13 protein-coding genes are annotated in these 16,270 nt (G+C 63.8%); 7 read left to right on the forward strand and 6 right to left on the reverse strand.

Annotated elements, in window-relative coordinates:
• Positions 1 to 32: 32 nt before the first annotated feature.
• From GJ668_RS06245 to GJ668_RS06255, 3 genes are all read left to right on the forward strand, one after another.
• Positions 33 to 1,142, forward strand: coding sequence for an anthranilate phosphoribosyltransferase (locus GJ668_RS06245; protein WP_155449288.1), 1,110 nt, complete (start codon positions 33 to 35; stop codon positions 1,140 to 1,142).
• Positions 1,142 to 1,459: a Rieske (2Fe-2S) protein gene (locus tag GJ668_RS06250; RefSeq protein ID WP_155449289.1), complete on the forward strand. Its 318-nt coding sequence runs from the start codon at positions 1,142 to 1,144 to the stop codon at positions 1,457 to 1,459. Before GJ668_RS06245 ends, GJ668_RS06250 begins: the two co-directional genes overlap by 1 nt.
• A gap of 116 nt (positions 1,460 to 1,575) precedes the next feature.
• Positions 1,576 to 2,643: a YfiR/HmsC family protein gene (locus tag GJ668_RS06255; protein ID WP_155449290.1), complete on the forward strand. Its 1,068-nt coding sequence runs from the start codon at positions 1,576 to 1,578 to the stop codon at positions 2,641 to 2,643.
• Here GJ668_RS06255 and GJ668_RS06260 read toward each other — a convergent pair.
• From GJ668_RS06260 to GJ668_RS06270, 3 genes are all read right to left on the reverse strand, one after another.
• Positions 2,640 to 4,604, reverse strand: coding sequence for a TonB-dependent receptor domain-containing protein (locus GJ668_RS06260; RefSeq protein WP_186342921.1), 1,965 nt, complete (start codon positions 4,602 to 4,604; stop codon positions 2,640 to 2,642). The two genes, GJ668_RS06255 and GJ668_RS06260, sit on opposite strands and share 4 nt — an antisense overlap.
• A 181-nt stretch (positions 4,605 to 4,785) precedes the next feature.
• Complete coding sequence (locus GJ668_RS06265; RefSeq protein WP_155449292.1) at positions 4,786 to 5,385, reverse strand: DUF2726 domain-containing protein; 600 nt, start codon at positions 5,383 to 5,385, stop codon at positions 4,786 to 4,788.
• A gap of 20 nt (positions 5,386 to 5,405) precedes the next feature.
• A complete protein-coding gene (locus GJ668_RS06270; protein WP_155449293.1) occupies positions 5,406 to 5,837 on the reverse strand; it encodes a hypothetical protein in 432 nt (143 codons plus the stop codon).
• Between the two features lie 193 nt (positions 5,838 to 6,030).
• On the opposite strand from GJ668_RS06270, the gene GJ668_RS06275 reads away from it, so the two are divergent.
• A complete protein-coding gene (locus tag GJ668_RS06275) occupies positions 6,031 to 8,319 on the forward strand; it encodes a coiled-coil domain-containing protein (RefSeq protein WP_186342922.1) in 2,289 nt (762 codons plus the stop codon).
• Between the two features lie 24 nt (positions 8,320 to 8,343).
• Here GJ668_RS06275 and GJ668_RS06280 read toward each other — a convergent pair whose 3' ends face one another.
• The 3 genes from GJ668_RS06280 to GJ668_RS06290 all read right to left on the reverse strand — a co-directional run bounded on the left by GJ668_RS06280 (position 8,344) and on the right by GJ668_RS06290 (position 10,950).
• The gene (locus tag GJ668_RS06280) at positions 8,344 to 9,228 is read right to left on the reverse strand and encodes an SPFH domain-containing protein (protein WP_155449294.1); all 885 of its coding nucleotides are present in this window, start codon (positions 9,226 to 9,228) and stop codon (positions 8,344 to 8,346) included.
• Between the two features lie 22 nt (positions 9,229 to 9,250).
• On the reverse strand, positions 9,251 to 10,231 hold the full coding sequence (locus GJ668_RS06285; RefSeq protein ID WP_155449295.1) for an SPFH domain-containing protein: 981 nt from the start codon (positions 10,229 to 10,231) through the stop codon (positions 9,251 to 9,253).
• 68 nt (positions 10,232 to 10,299) lie between these two features.
• Positions 10,300 to 10,950: a CDGSH iron-sulfur domain-containing protein gene (locus GJ668_RS06290; protein ID WP_155449296.1), complete on the reverse strand. Its 651-nt coding sequence runs from the start codon at positions 10,948 to 10,950 to the stop codon at positions 10,300 to 10,302.
• 212 nt (positions 10,951 to 11,162) lie between these two features.
• Between GJ668_RS06290 and GJ668_RS06295 the strand changes: the two genes are divergently transcribed.
• The 3 genes from GJ668_RS06295 (at position 11,163) to GJ668_RS06305 (ending at position 16,169) form a co-directional block, all read left to right on the forward strand.
• Positions 11,163 to 11,903: a response regulator gene (locus GJ668_RS06295; protein WP_281350188.1), complete on the forward strand. Its 741-nt coding sequence runs from the start codon at positions 11,163 to 11,165 to the stop codon at positions 11,901 to 11,903.
• On the forward strand, positions 11,900 to 13,243 hold the full coding sequence (locus tag GJ668_RS06300; protein WP_155449297.1) for an ATP-binding protein: 1,344 nt from the start codon (positions 11,900 to 11,902) through the stop codon (positions 13,241 to 13,243). The genes GJ668_RS06295 and GJ668_RS06300 overlap by 4 nt, the downstream gene beginning before the upstream one ends.
• Before the next feature lie 280 nt (positions 13,244 to 13,523).
• Positions 13,524 to 16,169, forward strand: coding sequence for a PKD domain-containing protein (locus GJ668_RS06305; RefSeq protein ID WP_155449298.1), 2,646 nt, complete (start codon positions 13,524 to 13,526; stop codon positions 16,167 to 16,169).
• The last annotated feature ends 101 nt before the right edge of the window (positions 16,170 to 16,270 follow it).

A 16,270-nucleotide genomic window follows, 5' to 3' on the forward strand; every position in this document is an offset into this window, starting at 1 on the left:
ACGATGACAATTGACCTCCTGGAGGACAGATCATGACCCAGACTGATGACCCCAAGACCCAGATGCGCTCGATCATCCAACGCATCGCCACCGGCCCCGAACTGTCCAAGGACATCTCGGTGGAAGAGGCGCGCGCCGGAATGCGCGCCATCCTCGACAACGCGGTCGATCCGGTTCAGGCCGGAATTTTTCTGATCGCGCTGCGCATGAAGCGCGAGACCGACGACGAGATGAAGGGCGTACTGGATGCGATCCGCGAAGCGACCGGCCATGTGGTCGCCGGGGTCGACGAGGTGGTCGACATCGCCGATCCCTACGACGGCTACAACCGCTGTCTGCCGGCCGCACCCTTCCTGATGCCCGTGCTGGCCGAGTGCGGCGTGGCGAGCATCAGCCATGGTGCGCACGCGGTCGGACCCAAGTTCGGTGTCACCCATCGGCATGTGCTGGAGGCCGCTGGCGTGCCGGTCGATCTGACCCCGGTCGAGGCCGCCGAGCGGCTCGCCGAGCCCGAACTCGGCTGGAGCTATGTGGATCAGCGCGCCTTCTGCGCCCCGCTGCACAATCTGGTCGACCTGCGCTCGACCATCGTCAAGCGTCAGGTCATCACCACCACCGAGGTGCTGGCGCGTCCCATCCACGGGCGCAAGCATACGCATCTGGTCACTGGCTATGTCCACAAGCCCTATCCGCGCATCTATGCCATGCTCGCGCGCCATGCCGGCTTCGACTCAGCACTCCTGATCCGGGGCGTCGAGGGTGGCGTCATCCCTTCGCTGCGGCAGAAGGGCGTCTGTTTCAGCTATCAGCATTTGGCCGAGGAGCAGTCCTTCGAGATCGATCCGACCACGCTCGGCATCGAGCAGACCGTGCGCGCGGTGCCGCTGCCCGATGATCTGCCGCAGACGCTGCGTCCGGGCGATGAAATCGCGGTGGCGGTCGATGTCGAGGCCACCGCCCAAGCCGCGGCCGAAGCAGGGCTTGCCGCACTCACCGGCGTCAAAGGAGCAACCTACGACAGCCTGGTGTGCACCGGCGCGCTCATCCTCTGGCATCTGGGACGCGAGCGTTCACTGGAGGTCGCTGCGGATCGCGTCCGCGACGTGCTCGACTCGGGTCGCGCCGCGCGGAGGATGCGCTGATGTCGGAGCATTTCGTTGCTGTCGCGGCCTGCGATACCATTCCCGAAGGTAAATTCATCAAGGTTAGCATCAAGGGGCACGATATCATTCTCGCGCACGTCGAAGGGCGTTATCATGCCGTCGAAGATAATTGCAGCCATGAAGACTATCCACTGTCATTCGGCTGTCTCGACGGCCACCGGATCAAGTGCTCGCTGCACGGCAGCCGCTTCAGTCTGGAAACCGGCGAGCCACTCGATGAGCCGGCTGATTGCCCGATCCGGGTCTTTCCGGTGAAGGTCATGGATGGCCAGGTGTGGATCGACCCGAGCGTCTGAGGCGCTCGCCCTGGATGCGCTGTGCTTCGACGAGCGGCTCGAACGCCTGGATTCGGACGCTTGAGATGACCCCCTTGAGCATCGCGTATCCAGACCGCGCCCGACCGAATCGGGGCTTGGCAAAGACTGGATGCGCGGCACTGCTCGGTTTCCTCCTCTGTGTTCAGATGCTGCTCCTGCCCGAGGACGCTCAAGGCCAGGGCCGTGGTCAGACCCTGTGGCACGAGGACGAGCAGCGGATGCAACTGGGTCTGAAACTCTTCCCGGTCAGTATCGGCGCGTTGGAATCGCTCGAAACAGCACTCGGCCCGGACGGACGGTTGCTGGTGCTGGTGGTCTACGATGGCCCCAGTAACTCCGCGCTTCAGGCGGCCGATTATTTCAAGTCTGCGGCGAAGGTCCGGGGACATCGGCTCCAGGTCGAAGTGCTCACAGCGGCGGATCTCGATGCCTATACCGGCCCGCATCCAGGCGGCATCTTCATCGCCAGCGTCGGTCTGAACCCCGGCCGCCTGCGCGCCTGGTCCGAGCGTCAACGCACGCTGGTCTTTTCGCCCTTCGATGGCGCCGTCGAGGATGGCGCCGTGGTTGGCCTCCATGTGGCCGAGCGCATCCTGCCCATCGTCAACCTGACCCAGGCCGAGCGCGCCGGCGTCCAGTTCAAGCCTTATTTTCTTGAAGAGGCGCGCTACTATGAGTCCTTCCAAGACATCGACCGACGCGCGAATTTTCTACTCAACTTCGCGTTCTTCATGCAGTGGCCCGCCTCGGCGTTCGACTCGGCGTCCGCGCCGCTGCGCTATTGCGTGCTCGGCAGTCCGGAGCTGTCCTCCAGTCTGAAACGAACCCTGGCCGGCGAGCAGGTCGCGGGCCGGCCATTGCAGCTTGCCAACGACCAAGAACAGATACCGTGGCGCCGCTGCCACATCCTCTATCTCGATCATCGCGCGGCTGAATCCGCATCTCGGGTGCTTGCTGAGGTCGATGGCGCGCCCGTGCTCACGGTCGGCGATACGGAAGGCATGGTGCGGGCCGGCGGGATCCTGTCCATGGTGCGCGAGAACGGGCGGCTGCATCCCATGATCAATAGCGAGGCCGCCGCGCGCGCCGGCATCCAGATCAGCTCCAAGCTGTTGCGTCTTGCAACCCTGGTCCAGGCGTCAGGCACCGGGAAGACGCGCTAGCGCCATTGGTAGGAGAGCTGTATCCACCAAGTGCGCTCCTCCAGCTGCGTATAATCGTCCATGTACGTATAGGCAGCAGCGGGCGACTTGATCTGCTGTCCCAGGAGGTTGTCGACACCCGCGCGCAGTGTCAGACCGGGCGTGCCGACGTCGAACCAATTCAGGGTCAGTGACACATTCTGATAACCTGGGAGCCGGTCGCGTCTTGGATCGTCCACCGCGCGATGACGGTCGCCGACAAAGCGCCAATGGCCGCTCAGCAGGATGTCGGCGCGCGGACGATAGAACAGATCGAGGTTGCCCAGCCAGTCGGCCGCGCCGGTCAGCGAAGCGCCGGTCTCCTCGTCCAGGGTGTCGCTGTAACTGAGGTTGGCCGTCAGTTTCCAGGCCGAGTTCAGCCGCTGTTCCCATTCCGCCTCGACGCCCTGGAGCCGCACCTGGCCGCGGTTGGCATAGAGGTTGCCGTTGCTGTTGTTCTCGAAGACGATCAGATCCCTGACCCTGGAGTGATAGAGCGTGGCGCGCCCGACGTGGCTACCACGCCGGAAGATGTAACCGAGCTCGGTGGTGGACACGGTCTCGGGGTCGAGCGAGAAGGTGCCGCGCACGCCGGTTCTGGCGTTGCCGTAGACCTGATACAGGGTCGGCGGAAAGAAAGCCTCGGCATACTGCGCCTTGAGGAGGTGTTCGTCGCTGAGGGTCCAGACGGCCGCCAGGCGCGGTGAGAGATTGTCGCCGGTGTCGCTGTAGTTGTCATAGCGCAGACCGGCCGTCAGGGCCAAGCGCTCCAGGAGTTGGAACTGATCCTGCGCGGCGATGCTGTAGATCGAACGCCGCGCCCCCTCGTCGATGAAGTTCTGGTCGCCGCTGTAGCGATGCACGGTTGGGAGCGGCTCCAGAGTCTCGGCATCGCCGTTGAAGGCCCACCAGGCGTCATCAATGCGTGCCTCGGCGGCCGAGAGGCTCAGTTGCCAGCGATGCCCGCTCCAGCCGAGCCAGTCGAAATCGAGCTCGGCCTCCTGGCGAACGATGCGCACATAGTCCTCCAGGAAGACGCCGTCGGGATAGACGTTCTGCGATCCCAGCGGGAAGGACGTGCCTGCGGGCAGCGCCTCCAACCCCCAGTTGCCGATGAACTCCGACCAGGTGAGCTTGAACTCGGCGCCGAGCGTCGGCGTCGGATCGAAGCCCTGGCGAATCTGGACCAGAGTCTGTTCGGTCAGAGAGGCGTTCGCGCCCGTGTTCGGCTCGGGCAGCACGTTGAATGTCCCAAAAAACGTGCCGCCCTGGCTGCGGCTGTACTGAGCGAGCACGGAGAGCGTCTTGTAATCCAGGGCAAAGACGGCCAGCCGGTAGTTTTCGGCATTGTTGATCCGGCCCGGCGCCTGGGAGAGCTCGCCCTGGCCCAGGAGGTAGAGCCGGTCGGGTCCGGCCGTGATCGCAGTGCCCTGCCGGTCCCAGCCCGAGGCGTTCAGGTTGAGACGCCAGTCCCCGTCAGGCGATCGCGCCGATAGCACGGCGCCCGTTCCATAGGTTTCACCGCTTCCAGCCTGCACGTAGACGCGATTCTCATTCTGGCGGGTGATGACGTTGATGACGCCGGCGAAGGCGAACTCACCATGCACCGCCGAGCCGGGACCGCGGATCACCTCGATGCGCTCCACCTGCTCGATCGGGATGTAGAGGATGTTGGAATAGCCGGCGTAGGCATTGTTCATCGCCACCGAATTGAGCAGCAGCTTGACGTTGCCGTTGCTGTGCTGGAAACCGCGGATCGCCACGCGCAGCCCGCCATTGTTATTGCGGTCGATCTGCACGCTGGGGACCAGCTCCAGAGCCTGCCAGACGGTCCGTACCCCCAGCGCGATGAGTTCATCGCCGTTCAGGACGCTCAGAATCCCCGGAACATAGTCGGCGTTCAGGCGTGTCTTGGTCGCCAGGGTCGACATATCATCGAGCACGGACAACAAATCCGCCTGCGCGTTTTGGTCGCTCTCGAGGCGACCCCGATCAGCACCGGCCCATGTACTCAGCGGCGCACTGAAGATCGCAATGACCAGAACGGATCCGATTCGCAGGCACGGTGCCGTTGCCATGAATGTCGTCTCTCCACGCTAAAAGCCCAGCCCACACTGGAACGTATCACGGGTCGTCGAGGTCCAGGTCGATTCTGAAACGCGGCTCGTCATCGAACACGGGCGGCTTCGTGAGTTCGGGTTCCAGCCGTAGCGAGGATTCGGACGGCTGGGCCGAACCGGACAGGGCCTCACGCAGTCGCGCCTCGACCTCGGCGATCGCGTAATGCGGCTGCTCGATCAAGCGCACCAGCGGCAGATCGACGGCTTTACAGATTCGATCCAGGCCATCCGTGCCTGGCGTCTTGCGCCAGAGCCGGCGCGGTGCCAGATTAACGGCACAGCGCAGGCTCAGGGTCTCGCGCTCGCAGATCAGGAAATCGAAGCGATAGCGTTCCAGCCGCTCGGCAGCCCGCTCACGCTCGCGGCGCCTGAGACGCGGCGCCAGATCCAGCACATCGGCCGCGCGCACCCGGACCAGAAGGCGGTAGTCCGCGCCCAGGACATGCTCCAGCACCGACAGCAGGGCGCGCTCGGGCACAGTGAGCAGCGGCTCGGGCAAGACATAGGGGCGCGGCCGGCGCCAGCCAAGCGTGCGCGCCAGTTCGATCAGCATGGCCAGCAGGATCAACCCGCCGAGGCCGAGTAACACCTGGAAGTGAACCATTCACTTCACCCCGTGTCGTTTTACTTCGGCAGCGGGACGCGGTTCTTGTGATACCAGGCCCGGTCCAGTGCCCAGACCACCGAATCGACGTCCGGCAGACTGATCATGACCTTGATCGCCTGCATCTCGATGGCGCGGAACCGGCGCTCGGCCTCGACCACCTCGGGCGCGTCAGCAGGCTTGTCGGCCAGCGACGGATCGATGCGGTTCAGAAAAGGCCGCAGCGGCACATCCGACGACCCCTGGGGACTGGTCAGGGTGGCGACGCCATTGAGAAAGAGCAGCACCTTGAAGTCATAGGGATAGTCCGCGAGTATCGGATCCTGCTCCAGGATCTCGTTGAGCTGCCAGACACGCGGACGCAGCTCGTCGTTGTGCCAGGTCAGGGTCACGATCAGGAAGACCAGGAAGGCGGCAGAAGCGATGATGGCACTCAGTGTCAAGCGATCCATGGTTAAATGCTGGCCTCTAGATACATTGCAAAGCCCGACATGATGCTTGCGGGCACTATGGGACGCAAGCCGCGTGATCGAGCGATTGAACCAAGATACTGACTATCGACCCAAAGCCGCTGTGAACGATTCCAGCCAAACTGCTCTCGACACGACGGGAAACCAAGCCAGCCCGCCCGTCCCCGCGCGCCGCGTGTGGGATCATCTGCGTCTGAAACCCTATGGCGACAGCCTGCTGACACCCGCCGTGCAGGTTTGGCTGGGCTTTGCCTGGACCATCATCCTGCTGATGGCGACCCTGGAGGGTCTGGTCTGGGGACTGGTCGGGGCGAGTATCGTGCCCCAGGACAGCGCCTGGCTGCGGCCCTTCGCCGGGCTGCTGCTGTTCGTGCTGATCTTCTCGGTCGTCTGGATCATCGATGCCTCGCTGGTAATGTCCGAGCGTCCCATGGCGCGCGCGCGGCGCTGGAATCCGGGCGCCAATCAGGGCTTCTTCGCCCTGGTGCGCTGGATGTTCGGCTTTCTCGCCCGGCTGGCCATCGTCGCGCTCTCGCTCTATGTCACCGCGCCCTTTCTCGGCAAGCTCATCCGTGCCGACGACATCGCCACCCACCATCAGCAGCGGGTCGAACAGTATTACGCCGAGCGCGACGCCCAGCTCAAGGCCCGGATCGCCGAACGCACGACCCAGATCGAGCAGAATTATCGTGCGCGCGTCGAACCGCTGGCGCGCGAGATCGAGCGTCTGACCGAATCGATCAGCCGCGAGCGTCAACGCCGCACTGAGATCGAGAGCGAGTTCGCGCCGGAACTGGAGCTGCTGCGCCGCGATCTGCTCGCCGCCCAGCAGCGCGTCGGCGACGAGATCCTCGGCCGTGACGGACGTCCTGAAGGGCGTGGACGCGAGGCGCGCAAATGGGAGGCCAACGCCCAGTTACTGGCGGGCCAACTGGAGGCCAAACAGTCCGAACTCGACAGGCGTGTAGGCGAACTCGACCGACGTCTCAACGACTGGGAGCAAACACGGCGCGAACGCACCGAGACCCTGCAACGGCTCGGCGAGGAGCACCAGGCGCGCATCGACGCGATTACCACTGAGCTGGCCGCCCAGCAGCTCGAACCCAATCCGCCGCGCCTGACCTTCGCCGCCCGCTCCAAGGCGCTCCAGGCGCTCCAGGACAGTCCGGATGAACAGGGCGTACCACACTTCGAGACGGTCGAGGGCTTCGCCCAGGCCACGCTCGGCGTGCTCTTTCTGTCGCTGATCGCGCTCAAGCTGTTCGAGCCGGGGTCGGTACGCGCCTATTTCAGCGAAACCCTCCAGATGCAGTACCGCAAATATCTGGACGGTGGACTCGACGACATCCCCGGATTCGCACCGGCGGAGGCCGGGCACAGGCTCAACTCGGTCGAGTTCACCCGACTGTGGCTGGCGTATGAAAAAGACCCCACCGCCTTTTTCGCCGAGCGTCAGGCCATCGTCGAGGTCCGCGAGCCGCTGTTGCACTATCTGGCCGAGCGCGAGCTGGAGCGCGACCGCTTCGCCCATCGACGCGAGAACCTGGAAGACGAGCTGCTGTTTGCGCGGCGGCGGCGTGAACGCGAACTGGCGGCCTTTGAGCGCGAGCTGGAGGTGCGGACCAATCAGCTCCAGGCGCAACTGGCCACCGAGACCAAGGCACTCAAGGATCAGCGCCGCATCCAGCTGGCTGTCGAACTCCAGAAGGCGCGTCAGGACTGGAATCTGCGCCGTCTGCACGAAGAAGATGAGCTGCGCCGCGAGCGTGAAAAGCTGGATCATGAACACCAGCAGGCGCTCGAAGCCATCCGTCTGCGCGAGCAGGAAATCGAGCATGTGCGCGAACGCAGTCAGGCGCGCGTCCGTCAGGCCGAGGTCGCCGAGCAGCTGGCCCATCAGCGCCAGCTCGCCGAGCTCGAACAGCGCCGCCAGCGCGAGAACCGCAAGGCGCTGATGAGTGCCGCACGCGACGAACTCGCGCGTCTACGCGGCATCGAGACCAAGCAACGCACCGAACGCCAGAGTCTGCGCGAGACTGGACGCAAGCTGGAGGACGAGATCGCCGCGACGCGCTCGGGTCTTGCAGTCTGCGAAGTCGAGCTAGCCGAGCGCCGTCATCGGGCCACGACTCTGCGCGAACAGTTGGCGTGGCGCCAAGCCGAAACCAAGGCGCACGAGACGCGCAAGCGCCGCTTCTGGCCGCGCTCGGAACATCGCACCGATGGTCCGCTCCTGCGCGAGATCGAGCGCGAACTCAAGGCCGTGGACAAGTCCGAGCGCGCCGAGGCGGAGCAACTGGCCAAGCTCAAGGACACACTGGGCTTACTCGAACGGCGACTGGAAGCCAACGCCGGTGAACGGCGCGAAGCCGAGATGCGCCTGTCCGCGACCGAGGCCCGCATTCAGTTCCATGAGGACAGCCTGACCACGCTGCTGGCGCCCGCCCCGATCACAGAGACCTGACAGTCAGGAGACGCACGACATCGCCTACAACTGGACCAGGATCTCCGAGTCAACCGGCAGCACATCGACCTCGGCGCCTGAGGCGATGAGCTGCTCGGTCTCCATGACCTCCATCACCGCGTTCAGCACCTCGGAATCCTGCTGGGCGATGGTGTTGAGTGCCTCGCCGACGATCGCCGGACGCGCGGCGGCGGCCTCGGCCATCTTCTGCGACACCTTGTAGGCCGTTTCGCTCTTGATGAGTCCAACGCGGTTGTCGCCGTCCTGCTTCATGGCGCTCGTGACCTGCACCAGGCGCTTGACCACTTTTTCGGTGATGTTGTCGACCATCTGGCGGTCGGTGAATGCCACCTTGCGGATATAGACCGAGCCGAGCGCATAGCCCCAGTGTTCCGAGAGCGGCGAGACGGCGGCACGCACCCGGCGGCTGAGCTGATGGCGGTCCTCCAGCATCTTGTCCATCTCCAGATTGCTGAGCGTCGAGATGGTCGAGCTGGCGACATTGGCCTGGAGCGAGCCTTCGGGGTTGGCGTTGCTGAACAGATAGCTGACCGGATCGCTGACCTGCATCTCGTACCAGATGCCCACGCCCATGGGCGTGCCCTCTTCCGAGTTGACCATCTGGTCACGCAGATAGTGCTGGCGCAGACAGGTCGGAACCTTATAGAGCTTGCCGAAGAAGGGCACCAGCAGTGCCTTGGCGCCAAAATAGCCGAGCGGAAAGCGGAGTCCCGGCTCGTCGAGCGTGCCGAGCACCTTGCCAAACAGCGTGAACACCAGTGCCTCGCGCTCGCGCACGATGGCATAGAGTCCGAGCGCACGCGCGATGGCGAGCAGGATCGGGATATAGAGCACGCCGATCACGAAGGCGAAAATTGGACCGAACGAAAAATCAAGATCGAAGAACATGACGAGGGCCTCCGGGGTCGCGTTACTTGGGCGCGGCGGTCTGCACGATGCGCGTGGCGCGACCGAGCAGCGGTACGCGCAGATTGCGGATATAGGTCCGCAGTGCGCCCGGCCCGCCGGTGGTCTTGATCTGGACGAGCGTATTGGCCAGTTCCTTCAAGGGTGCGACCTCGGCCTGAGCGTTGTTGCGGGCGATCTCCACGGCGCGCTTGCTCATGGTGATCTGCTGCTCGGCATCGGCGCGGGCCGTCGAGATGTCAGCGGCGACCTGGTTGCGCGTGGTGTTGATGGCTGAGAGCGCGCGGTCGACCTCGGATGGCGGGTCGATCTGGGTGATGAGCGCGGCGTCGAGTTCGATGCCATAGCGGGCGCCGGTCGAGCGGCACTGCTGTTCCATGTAGTCGTTGAGGAGCGGCAGGTTCTTACGCAGGTCGTTGATGGAGACGCCTTCCGAGAGTTCGGCCACCGCGCCGCCCGTGCTCAGCTCAGTGTCGCCGACCAGGCTCTCGCCCTTGGGATCGACGAAGTTGGCGATGCGCTCGCGCAGCACCGAGATGAAATAGCCCATGACATGCTCCAGCGGTTTGTCGACGCCGAAGAAATAGGCATAGAGGTTGTTTTCGGAGACGCGGAAGCGGATCTGACCGCCGACGCCGGTGGTGAGGTTGTCCTTGGTCACGGCCTCGATGGTGTGCTGGGACTTGGTCGGATCCCAGGTCAGGTCGATGGCTTCGGTCACGACCCGGACCTTGTGGACCTCCTGCCAGGGCCATTTGAAATAGGGACCGCCGGGGCCGATGACCTGGAGACGCGGGAAGCGGTAGCGTTGCTTCTCCTCGTCGTTGAGCGAGTCGTCCTCGACCATGAGACGCCCGATCCGCTGGGCGCGTCCGAAGGAGGTGAGGATGGCCCGTTCATCGGGCTTGACGGTGTAGAAGGCGCGGATCAGGACCGTGTAGACGACGAAGACGAGCATGCCGAGCAGAAAGGCGGTGACTTGCATCGCTGACTCCCGTTGGGTGGTTGGCGAGAGTCAGCATAGGCCATTCGTGCGCGTTGTGTCTTGGCGCGTCAGTCCGACTTGAACCCGGCCGCGCGATGGCTGGCATCGCAGAACGGCTTGTTCTTGGATGCGCCACAGCGGCAGAGCGCCGTCTGCGTCCCCTCCCAGGCCTCGCGCCCGGAGCCGGCGAGGATGGTCAGATTGCCTTCGAGCTTGAGCGGACCATCGGGCATCGCCCGCACCTTTAGCGGACCGCCGTGCTCGCTCAGTCCAGGTCCGCGTACACCGACCGCGCCGCTGTCCTCGAAACGCGCCTCGACATGGCTGTTGTCGCAGAACGGCTTGTTCTTGGACGCCCCGCAGCGACAGAGTGCAACGCGCCGATGCACGCCTGGCATGTCTTCCGAGGCGCCCTCGATCTCCAGATCGCCGCTGAGATAGAGCGGACCATTGTTGGCGACCATGACGCGATTCTCGCTCGGCGCCGGCTCAGACTCGCCGGTCTTGTCGCGATAGCTGAGCGCACCGGTCGGGCAGCGCTCGACCACCTCACGCACCTCGGCGCGCGACACGGCGTCAGGTTGGCACCAGGGGTCGCGTCCGCCCACGAACAGATCCCCCTCGGCCTTACCGCACTCGCCGTGATGGATACAGAGTCGTTCATCCCAACTGACGTCGATCTCCTGACCCTCAAACACGGTGATTGGCTCGTTGCTCATGGCGTATTCCCTCAGAGTTGTGGACGCGGTGTCGCGGCGGTCTCGACCGGCAGTTCCGGATACAGGATCTGGGGTTGAGACCCCAGACTGAATCGAAGTGGAAATAATGTGCGGTCAGAGCGACATTGCGCAAGGGTGCGGCTCAAAAACAGCGATGGACACCTATTGAGTTGGCTCTCACCCATTGGCCGTTCCTTCTCCGATCATTCATCTTGGTCGATCACGACATCGGTAACAAACCGAAGCAACGTGCAGCAATTAAATGGGCTATCCTGATCAAGATCATGCGCATCCTGATTGTTGAAGACGATCCTTTGCTCGGCCCGGGACTCAAGACCGGACTTGCCCAAGACGGCTACGCCGCCGATTGGGTCCAGACGGCCGCTCTTGCGGAGCATGCCCTGCGGGTTGAGCATTTCGATGTCGCCGTGCTCGACCTGGGGCTTCCCGGTCGAGACGGCCTGTCCCTACTGCGCGATTTGCGCGCCGGCGGCCTGATGATTCCCGTTCTGATCCTGACGGCGCGTGACACCTTGGCGGATAAGGTAATCGGACTCGATACGGGGGCGGACGACTACCTGGCCAAACCCTTCGATCTGGACGAACTGACCGCCCGCATCCGTGCCTTGACGCGCCGAAGCTGCGGCCATGCGGCCCCAATCCTGCGCGCGGGCACCTTGGAGCTCGACACCCAAGACCGTTGCGTGAGCCTGGACGGTGAGGGCGTGCCGCTTTCGCCGAAGGAGTACGCCTTGGTCGAGACGCTGATCGCACGGGCTGATCATGTCGTTCCGCGGGCGCGACTCCTGGCCGCCGGTTATGGCTGGGAGGATCAACTCGAGAGTAACGCCCTTGAAGTGCACATCCATCATCTGCGCGCCAAGCTCGGTAAACAGCGTATCCTGACCGTGCGGAGCGTCGGCTACACCCTCGTCTCTCACCCGTCATCATGAATTCCATCAGACATCGACTCCTGCTCTCGCTGCTCGTCGTCTGGGTGACAATTTGGATCGCCGTCGCGTTCGTGTCCGTGGATCGCTCCAATCACGAGGTGGGGGAGCTGATGGACGCCCAGCTCGCCCAAACCGCGCATGTGTTGGGACAGATCATGCAGGCCGGCAATCTGCCCGATGTCGTCAGTGCCTCCCAAGCACTCTTGCCGATCGGCCACGCCTATGAGTCGATGATCAGTTTTCAGTTCTGGCGTAACGATAGACTCATCAGTCGTTTTGGCGCGGCACCGGACGAGCCGCTTGGCCATGCGCCGGGCTTTTCCAATCACATGATCGCCGATGCGCTGTGGCGCGTCTTCGGACTGCCGACAGACAATCCTGGCGAGATGCTTTACGTTGGCCAGAGCTACGCCATTCGTTCGGAGCTGATCGAATACCTGACGCTCCATGCGCTGCGCCCGATTCTCTGGTCGATGCCGCTGGCCGTGCTTCTGATCTGGCTGGCGGTGACCGAAGGGCTGCGTCCGCTGCGGCGTCTCAGAAGTCAGATCACCCATCGCTCGGCCGACCAGCTCGATCCCATTGAAATGCGCTACATCCCCGCTGAGATCCGCCCGCTGACCGCCGCGCTGAACGGACTCATGAAACGGCTGGATCGGGCGCTGAGTGCTGAGCGGCATTTTGCTGCCGACGCCTCTCACGAGCTGCGCACCCCTTTCGCCGCCATTCGCACCCATGCGCAGATCGCCCAGCGCAGCAAGGATGCGCAAGAGCGAAATGAGGCCCTGGCGCAGCTCATCTGCGGTATCGACCGGGCGAGTCACTTGATCTCGCAGTTGCTCATTCTCTCGCGTCTGCACCGTCGGGGCAGCGATGATGAGACAACGCGCTGCTCGCTTGTCGCCATAGCCACTCAGGTCGTCGAGGACATGTTGCCGGTTGCGCGAACCGCGAAGATTGCATTGACGCTTAAAACACCGCTGGACGAAGACGCGCTTGTAGACATTCCGCCGTCGCTGCTCGCGATCCTGATCGGCAACCTTTTGGACAACGCCATCAAGTTCACCCAGGCAGGTGGGCAGGTCCGGGTGATCGTCATAGGGAGACGCGACCATCTCCTGCTCCATGTCCTCGACTCCGGGCCCGGCATACCGGCCGCGGACCGCACGCGCGTCTTCGACCGCTTCTATCGACCAGTCGGCCAGAGCGAGCCCGGCGCCGGGCTGGGTCTCTCGATCGTGCGCCGGATCTGCGATCTCTTCGACGTGGACATCGAGCTGCTCGATACCGATTCCGGCTCGGGGCTACTCGTCGAGGTCCGATTTCGCCGATCGGCTTGAACCACAGCCGCTCGCCAAAAAGGTGTCTGGAGCTGCGAGCGCCTGCACGCCACCTCAAATTAATGTCCGCCTCTCCGACATTACGCCCTTCGTCTTAAGGTTTTCTTAAGGCGTTGCTGGTTAGTGTTACAGCTTGGAGAAGACTCTGAAATGGCACTCCAGCTGCAGCACCGACTCACTGACGCCGGCCCAGTCGCCGGTCTCGCAGGCCACGGACGCCGCCATCTGCGATGGGTGTGCATAGAGCCGCTGCGGCGTTAACGATCAAGAGGGTGGCGTGATGAAGACAGTCAAAGACCAACAAGTTCCGGGCGCGCGGCCCTGGCACCAGAAGCGATGGTTCGTGCAGGCACGGCTCATACTGGCGGCGCTTGCCACGGCGGCGTTTCTATCGCCGGCCATGGTCTATGCCGATGACGACGACCGCAACAATGGTGATTCCAGAGGTCAGATCACCATCGAGCGAGCCTCCTGGGACCGCGAAGAGCGACGCCTGAATGCCTCCGGCACGGCCACCTCCCGATCACGCGTCACCTTGGTCAATGCCTATGATCCCGAACAGCAGCTCGGCCGGGACGAGGCCGAGGGCCGCGATGGTTCCTGGTCGATTCGCGAGGAGCGCCCCAGGCCCGTGCCATGCCGGGTGCGTGCCATCCAGTCCGACGGCCAGACGGCCGAACGCGACGTCTATCGCGCCCCCTCTGATTGCGCGCCCAAGGGTTCCGGCGGCGGAGGCAATCAAGCCCCAACGGCGAATGCCAACGGCCCCTACAACGGCTTGCCCGGCACGGCGATCAACTTCAGCCATGCCGGCTCGCGCGATCCGGACGGCAGCATCGCCAGCTACGCCTGGACCTTCGGCGACGGCGGCACCAGCACCGACGCCAATCCAAGCCATGCCTATGGGACAACCGGTAGCTACCAGGTGACCCTGGTCGTCACCGACAACGACGGTGCGACCTCGAGTCCGTCGACCACGACGGCAACCGTCTCCGACACGCCTGTCGCCGGCTGCACCTCCCCCATTTCCGAGCACTGCAACATCACCGCCTACTCAGGCCCCGAGGTCTGCGTCGCCTGCCATAAGGACGAGGCGCGCGATATGCACGGCTCGGTGCACTACCAGCAAGGCGGCGCCTTCGACTTCGTCACCAACATCCCAGGCGACTTCACGGCGGCCGGTGAGCGCCCGGCGAAGGCTGCTGGCGAGTTGGTTGCCACCGGCATCAACACCTACTGCGGCACGCACGAGAATTCGCCCCGCTTTACCTGCGCTGGCTGTCATGTCGGCAACGGCCGTTTCCCGATGGCGCAGTCCCAGTTTGAACGGCTCCCCCCAGACTCCACCGAGGCCCATGCCCAGCTGGCTAACATCGACTGCCTCACCTGCCACCAGGAGGTGTACAAACGCTTCCCGGACTGGACCGCGAGCGGCCTGGGCTTCTCGGCTTTCTCGCTGCTGAACATGGTTGAGGACAGCGATGGGCATCTGGCCCGATCCGATTATGACTCCGTCCTGCGCACTGGCTTCTCCGGCATTCCCAATGTCGACCCCGTCACCGGCGACTTCCAGTTCCTGCCGGCCGGCATCGACACCCTTCCGGGCGATGTGCCAATGACACCCATGCCCATCACCACGCTGCAAGCGGCCCAAAACGTTCACGCCACCACACGGATGTCCTGCCTCAACTGCCATGCAGGTGCCGGCGGCGGCGACGGGACTAAGCGCGGCGACATGTCCAAAGAGAACGCGAACCCCAGCGTCACGCTCGACATGCACATGAGTCCACAGGGTGCGGATCTGACCTGTTCGGATTGCCACAACGCCGTCGGCACCAACGGCGAAGGTCATCGGATGCGCGGCCGCGGACTCGATCTCAGGCCCAATGACGTGGCGGACCGCTTTACCTGCGAGACAGGTGGCTGCCACGACGCTCGCCCCCACGGCGACTTCAGCAGCACCGATGGCGCCAGTCGCGACAAGCACGCCATGAAGGTCGCCTGCCAGACCTGTCACATCCCGTCTTACGCCAAGGCCAGCGTCGGCACCGAAGTTGCGCGTGACTGGCAGGATCCGCATCCGTCTGCAGCGGCCTGCAACGGGCGCGGCGGTTGGCTGCCGCGTGAGGACAAGGGCGGACTCGGCGCCGAGTCGCTGATCCCGACCTATGCCTGGTTCGATGGGACGAGCGAGGTGCTCTATCTGGAAGAGTCCCTGGATGGCGTGCCAACGGTGCCGCTGGATGCGACCATTGCCGCAGGTTTCGCTGGCAACTTCAACGCCGGCGACCCCGCTTACGTCCTTGGTCAGCCCAACGGTGATGTTTTTAGCTCGACAGCCAAGCTCTATCCGATGAAGCCGCACTGGAGCAAGTTGGCCCGCAATGACTTGGAGAACAAGCTGGTCGGTCACTCAACCTTTGAGTTCTTCCGCACCGGGAGTTTCTGTCGAGCCGTAGCGGTGGGTCTTGGCCTGGACGCCCCCAACGCCGTTGCCAGCAGCGTCTGCAATGGCCTGCCGGGAGACCTGGAAATGCCACTGAATACCTCGATCGTGCCAGTGTTCACCTACCAGACCATTAACCACGGGGTCGAACCCGAGGACAATGCCCTCGGCGGCGACGCACATGGCTGCGGATCCTGTCACAGTGCGCTCCGCGGTGGTCCACGTCAGCTCGATCTGGCCGGTCTGGGCTACGAGCTCAGAACCCTGCCAAGCGTGGTCATCGGTACGCGCACCACCAGCCTGAACGGTAATCCGGACGCCATTTGTAGCCAATGTCACGAGAACGAGCGAGAAGACCGTGACTTCAGCGGAGTTCATGAGCGCCATGTGGACAAAGAAGGCAAGGACTGCGCCGCCTGCCACAACTTCTCGCGCCCGGAACGAAGCCTGGCCCTGAGTCGAGGAGAACAGGGCGACTAAGCCGCGACTCGGACCCCAGTGTCGGGATAGTCGACGTCTGTCCCGGCGATCCTGACACTGGGGGCGGTCATTGTTAGCGGGTCATGACGCGATTCTCGCTC

This window comes from Allochromatium palmeri (assembly GCF_009720725.1).
GTDB lineage: Bacteria > Pseudomonadota > Gammaproteobacteria > Chromatiales > Chromatiaceae > Thermochromatium > Thermochromatium palmeri.

Excerpts from the sequence above, each read along its gene's own strand:
- GJ668_RS06250 (WP_155449289.1), top strand. The coding sequence starts at position 1,142 with ATGTCGGAGCATTTCGTTGCTGTCGCGGCCTGCGATACCATTCCCGAA.
- GJ668_RS06305 (WP_155449298.1), top strand. The coding sequence starts at position 13,524 with ATGAAGACAGTCAAAGACCAACAAGTTCCGGGCGCGCGGCCCTGGCAC.
- GJ668_RS06265 (WP_155449292.1), bottom strand. The coding sequence starts at position 5,385 with ATGGTTCACTTCCAGGTGTTACTCGGCCTCGGCGGGTTGATCCTGCTG.
- GJ668_RS06280 (WP_155449294.1), bottom strand. The coding sequence starts at position 9,228 with ATGTTCTTCGATCTTGATTTTTCGTTCGGTCCAATTTTCGCCTTCGTG.
- GJ668_RS06245 (WP_155449288.1), top strand. The coding sequence starts at position 33 with ATGACCCAGACTGATGACCCCAAGACCCAGATGCGCTCGATCATCCAA.
- GJ668_RS06300 (WP_155449297.1), top strand. The coding sequence starts at position 11,900 with ATGAATTCCATCAGACATCGACTCCTGCTCTCGCTGCTCGTCGTCTGG.
- GJ668_RS06290 (WP_155449296.1), bottom strand. The coding sequence starts at position 10,950 with ATGAGCAACGAGCCAATCACCGTGTTTGAGGGTCAGGAGATCGACGTC.
- GJ668_RS06285 (WP_155449295.1), bottom strand. The coding sequence starts at position 10,231 with ATGCAAGTCACCGCCTTTCTGCTCGGCATGCTCGTCTTCGTCGTCTAC.
- GJ668_RS06270 (WP_155449293.1), bottom strand. The coding sequence starts at position 5,837 with ATGGATCGCTTGACACTGAGTGCCATCATCGCTTCTGCCGCCTTCCTG.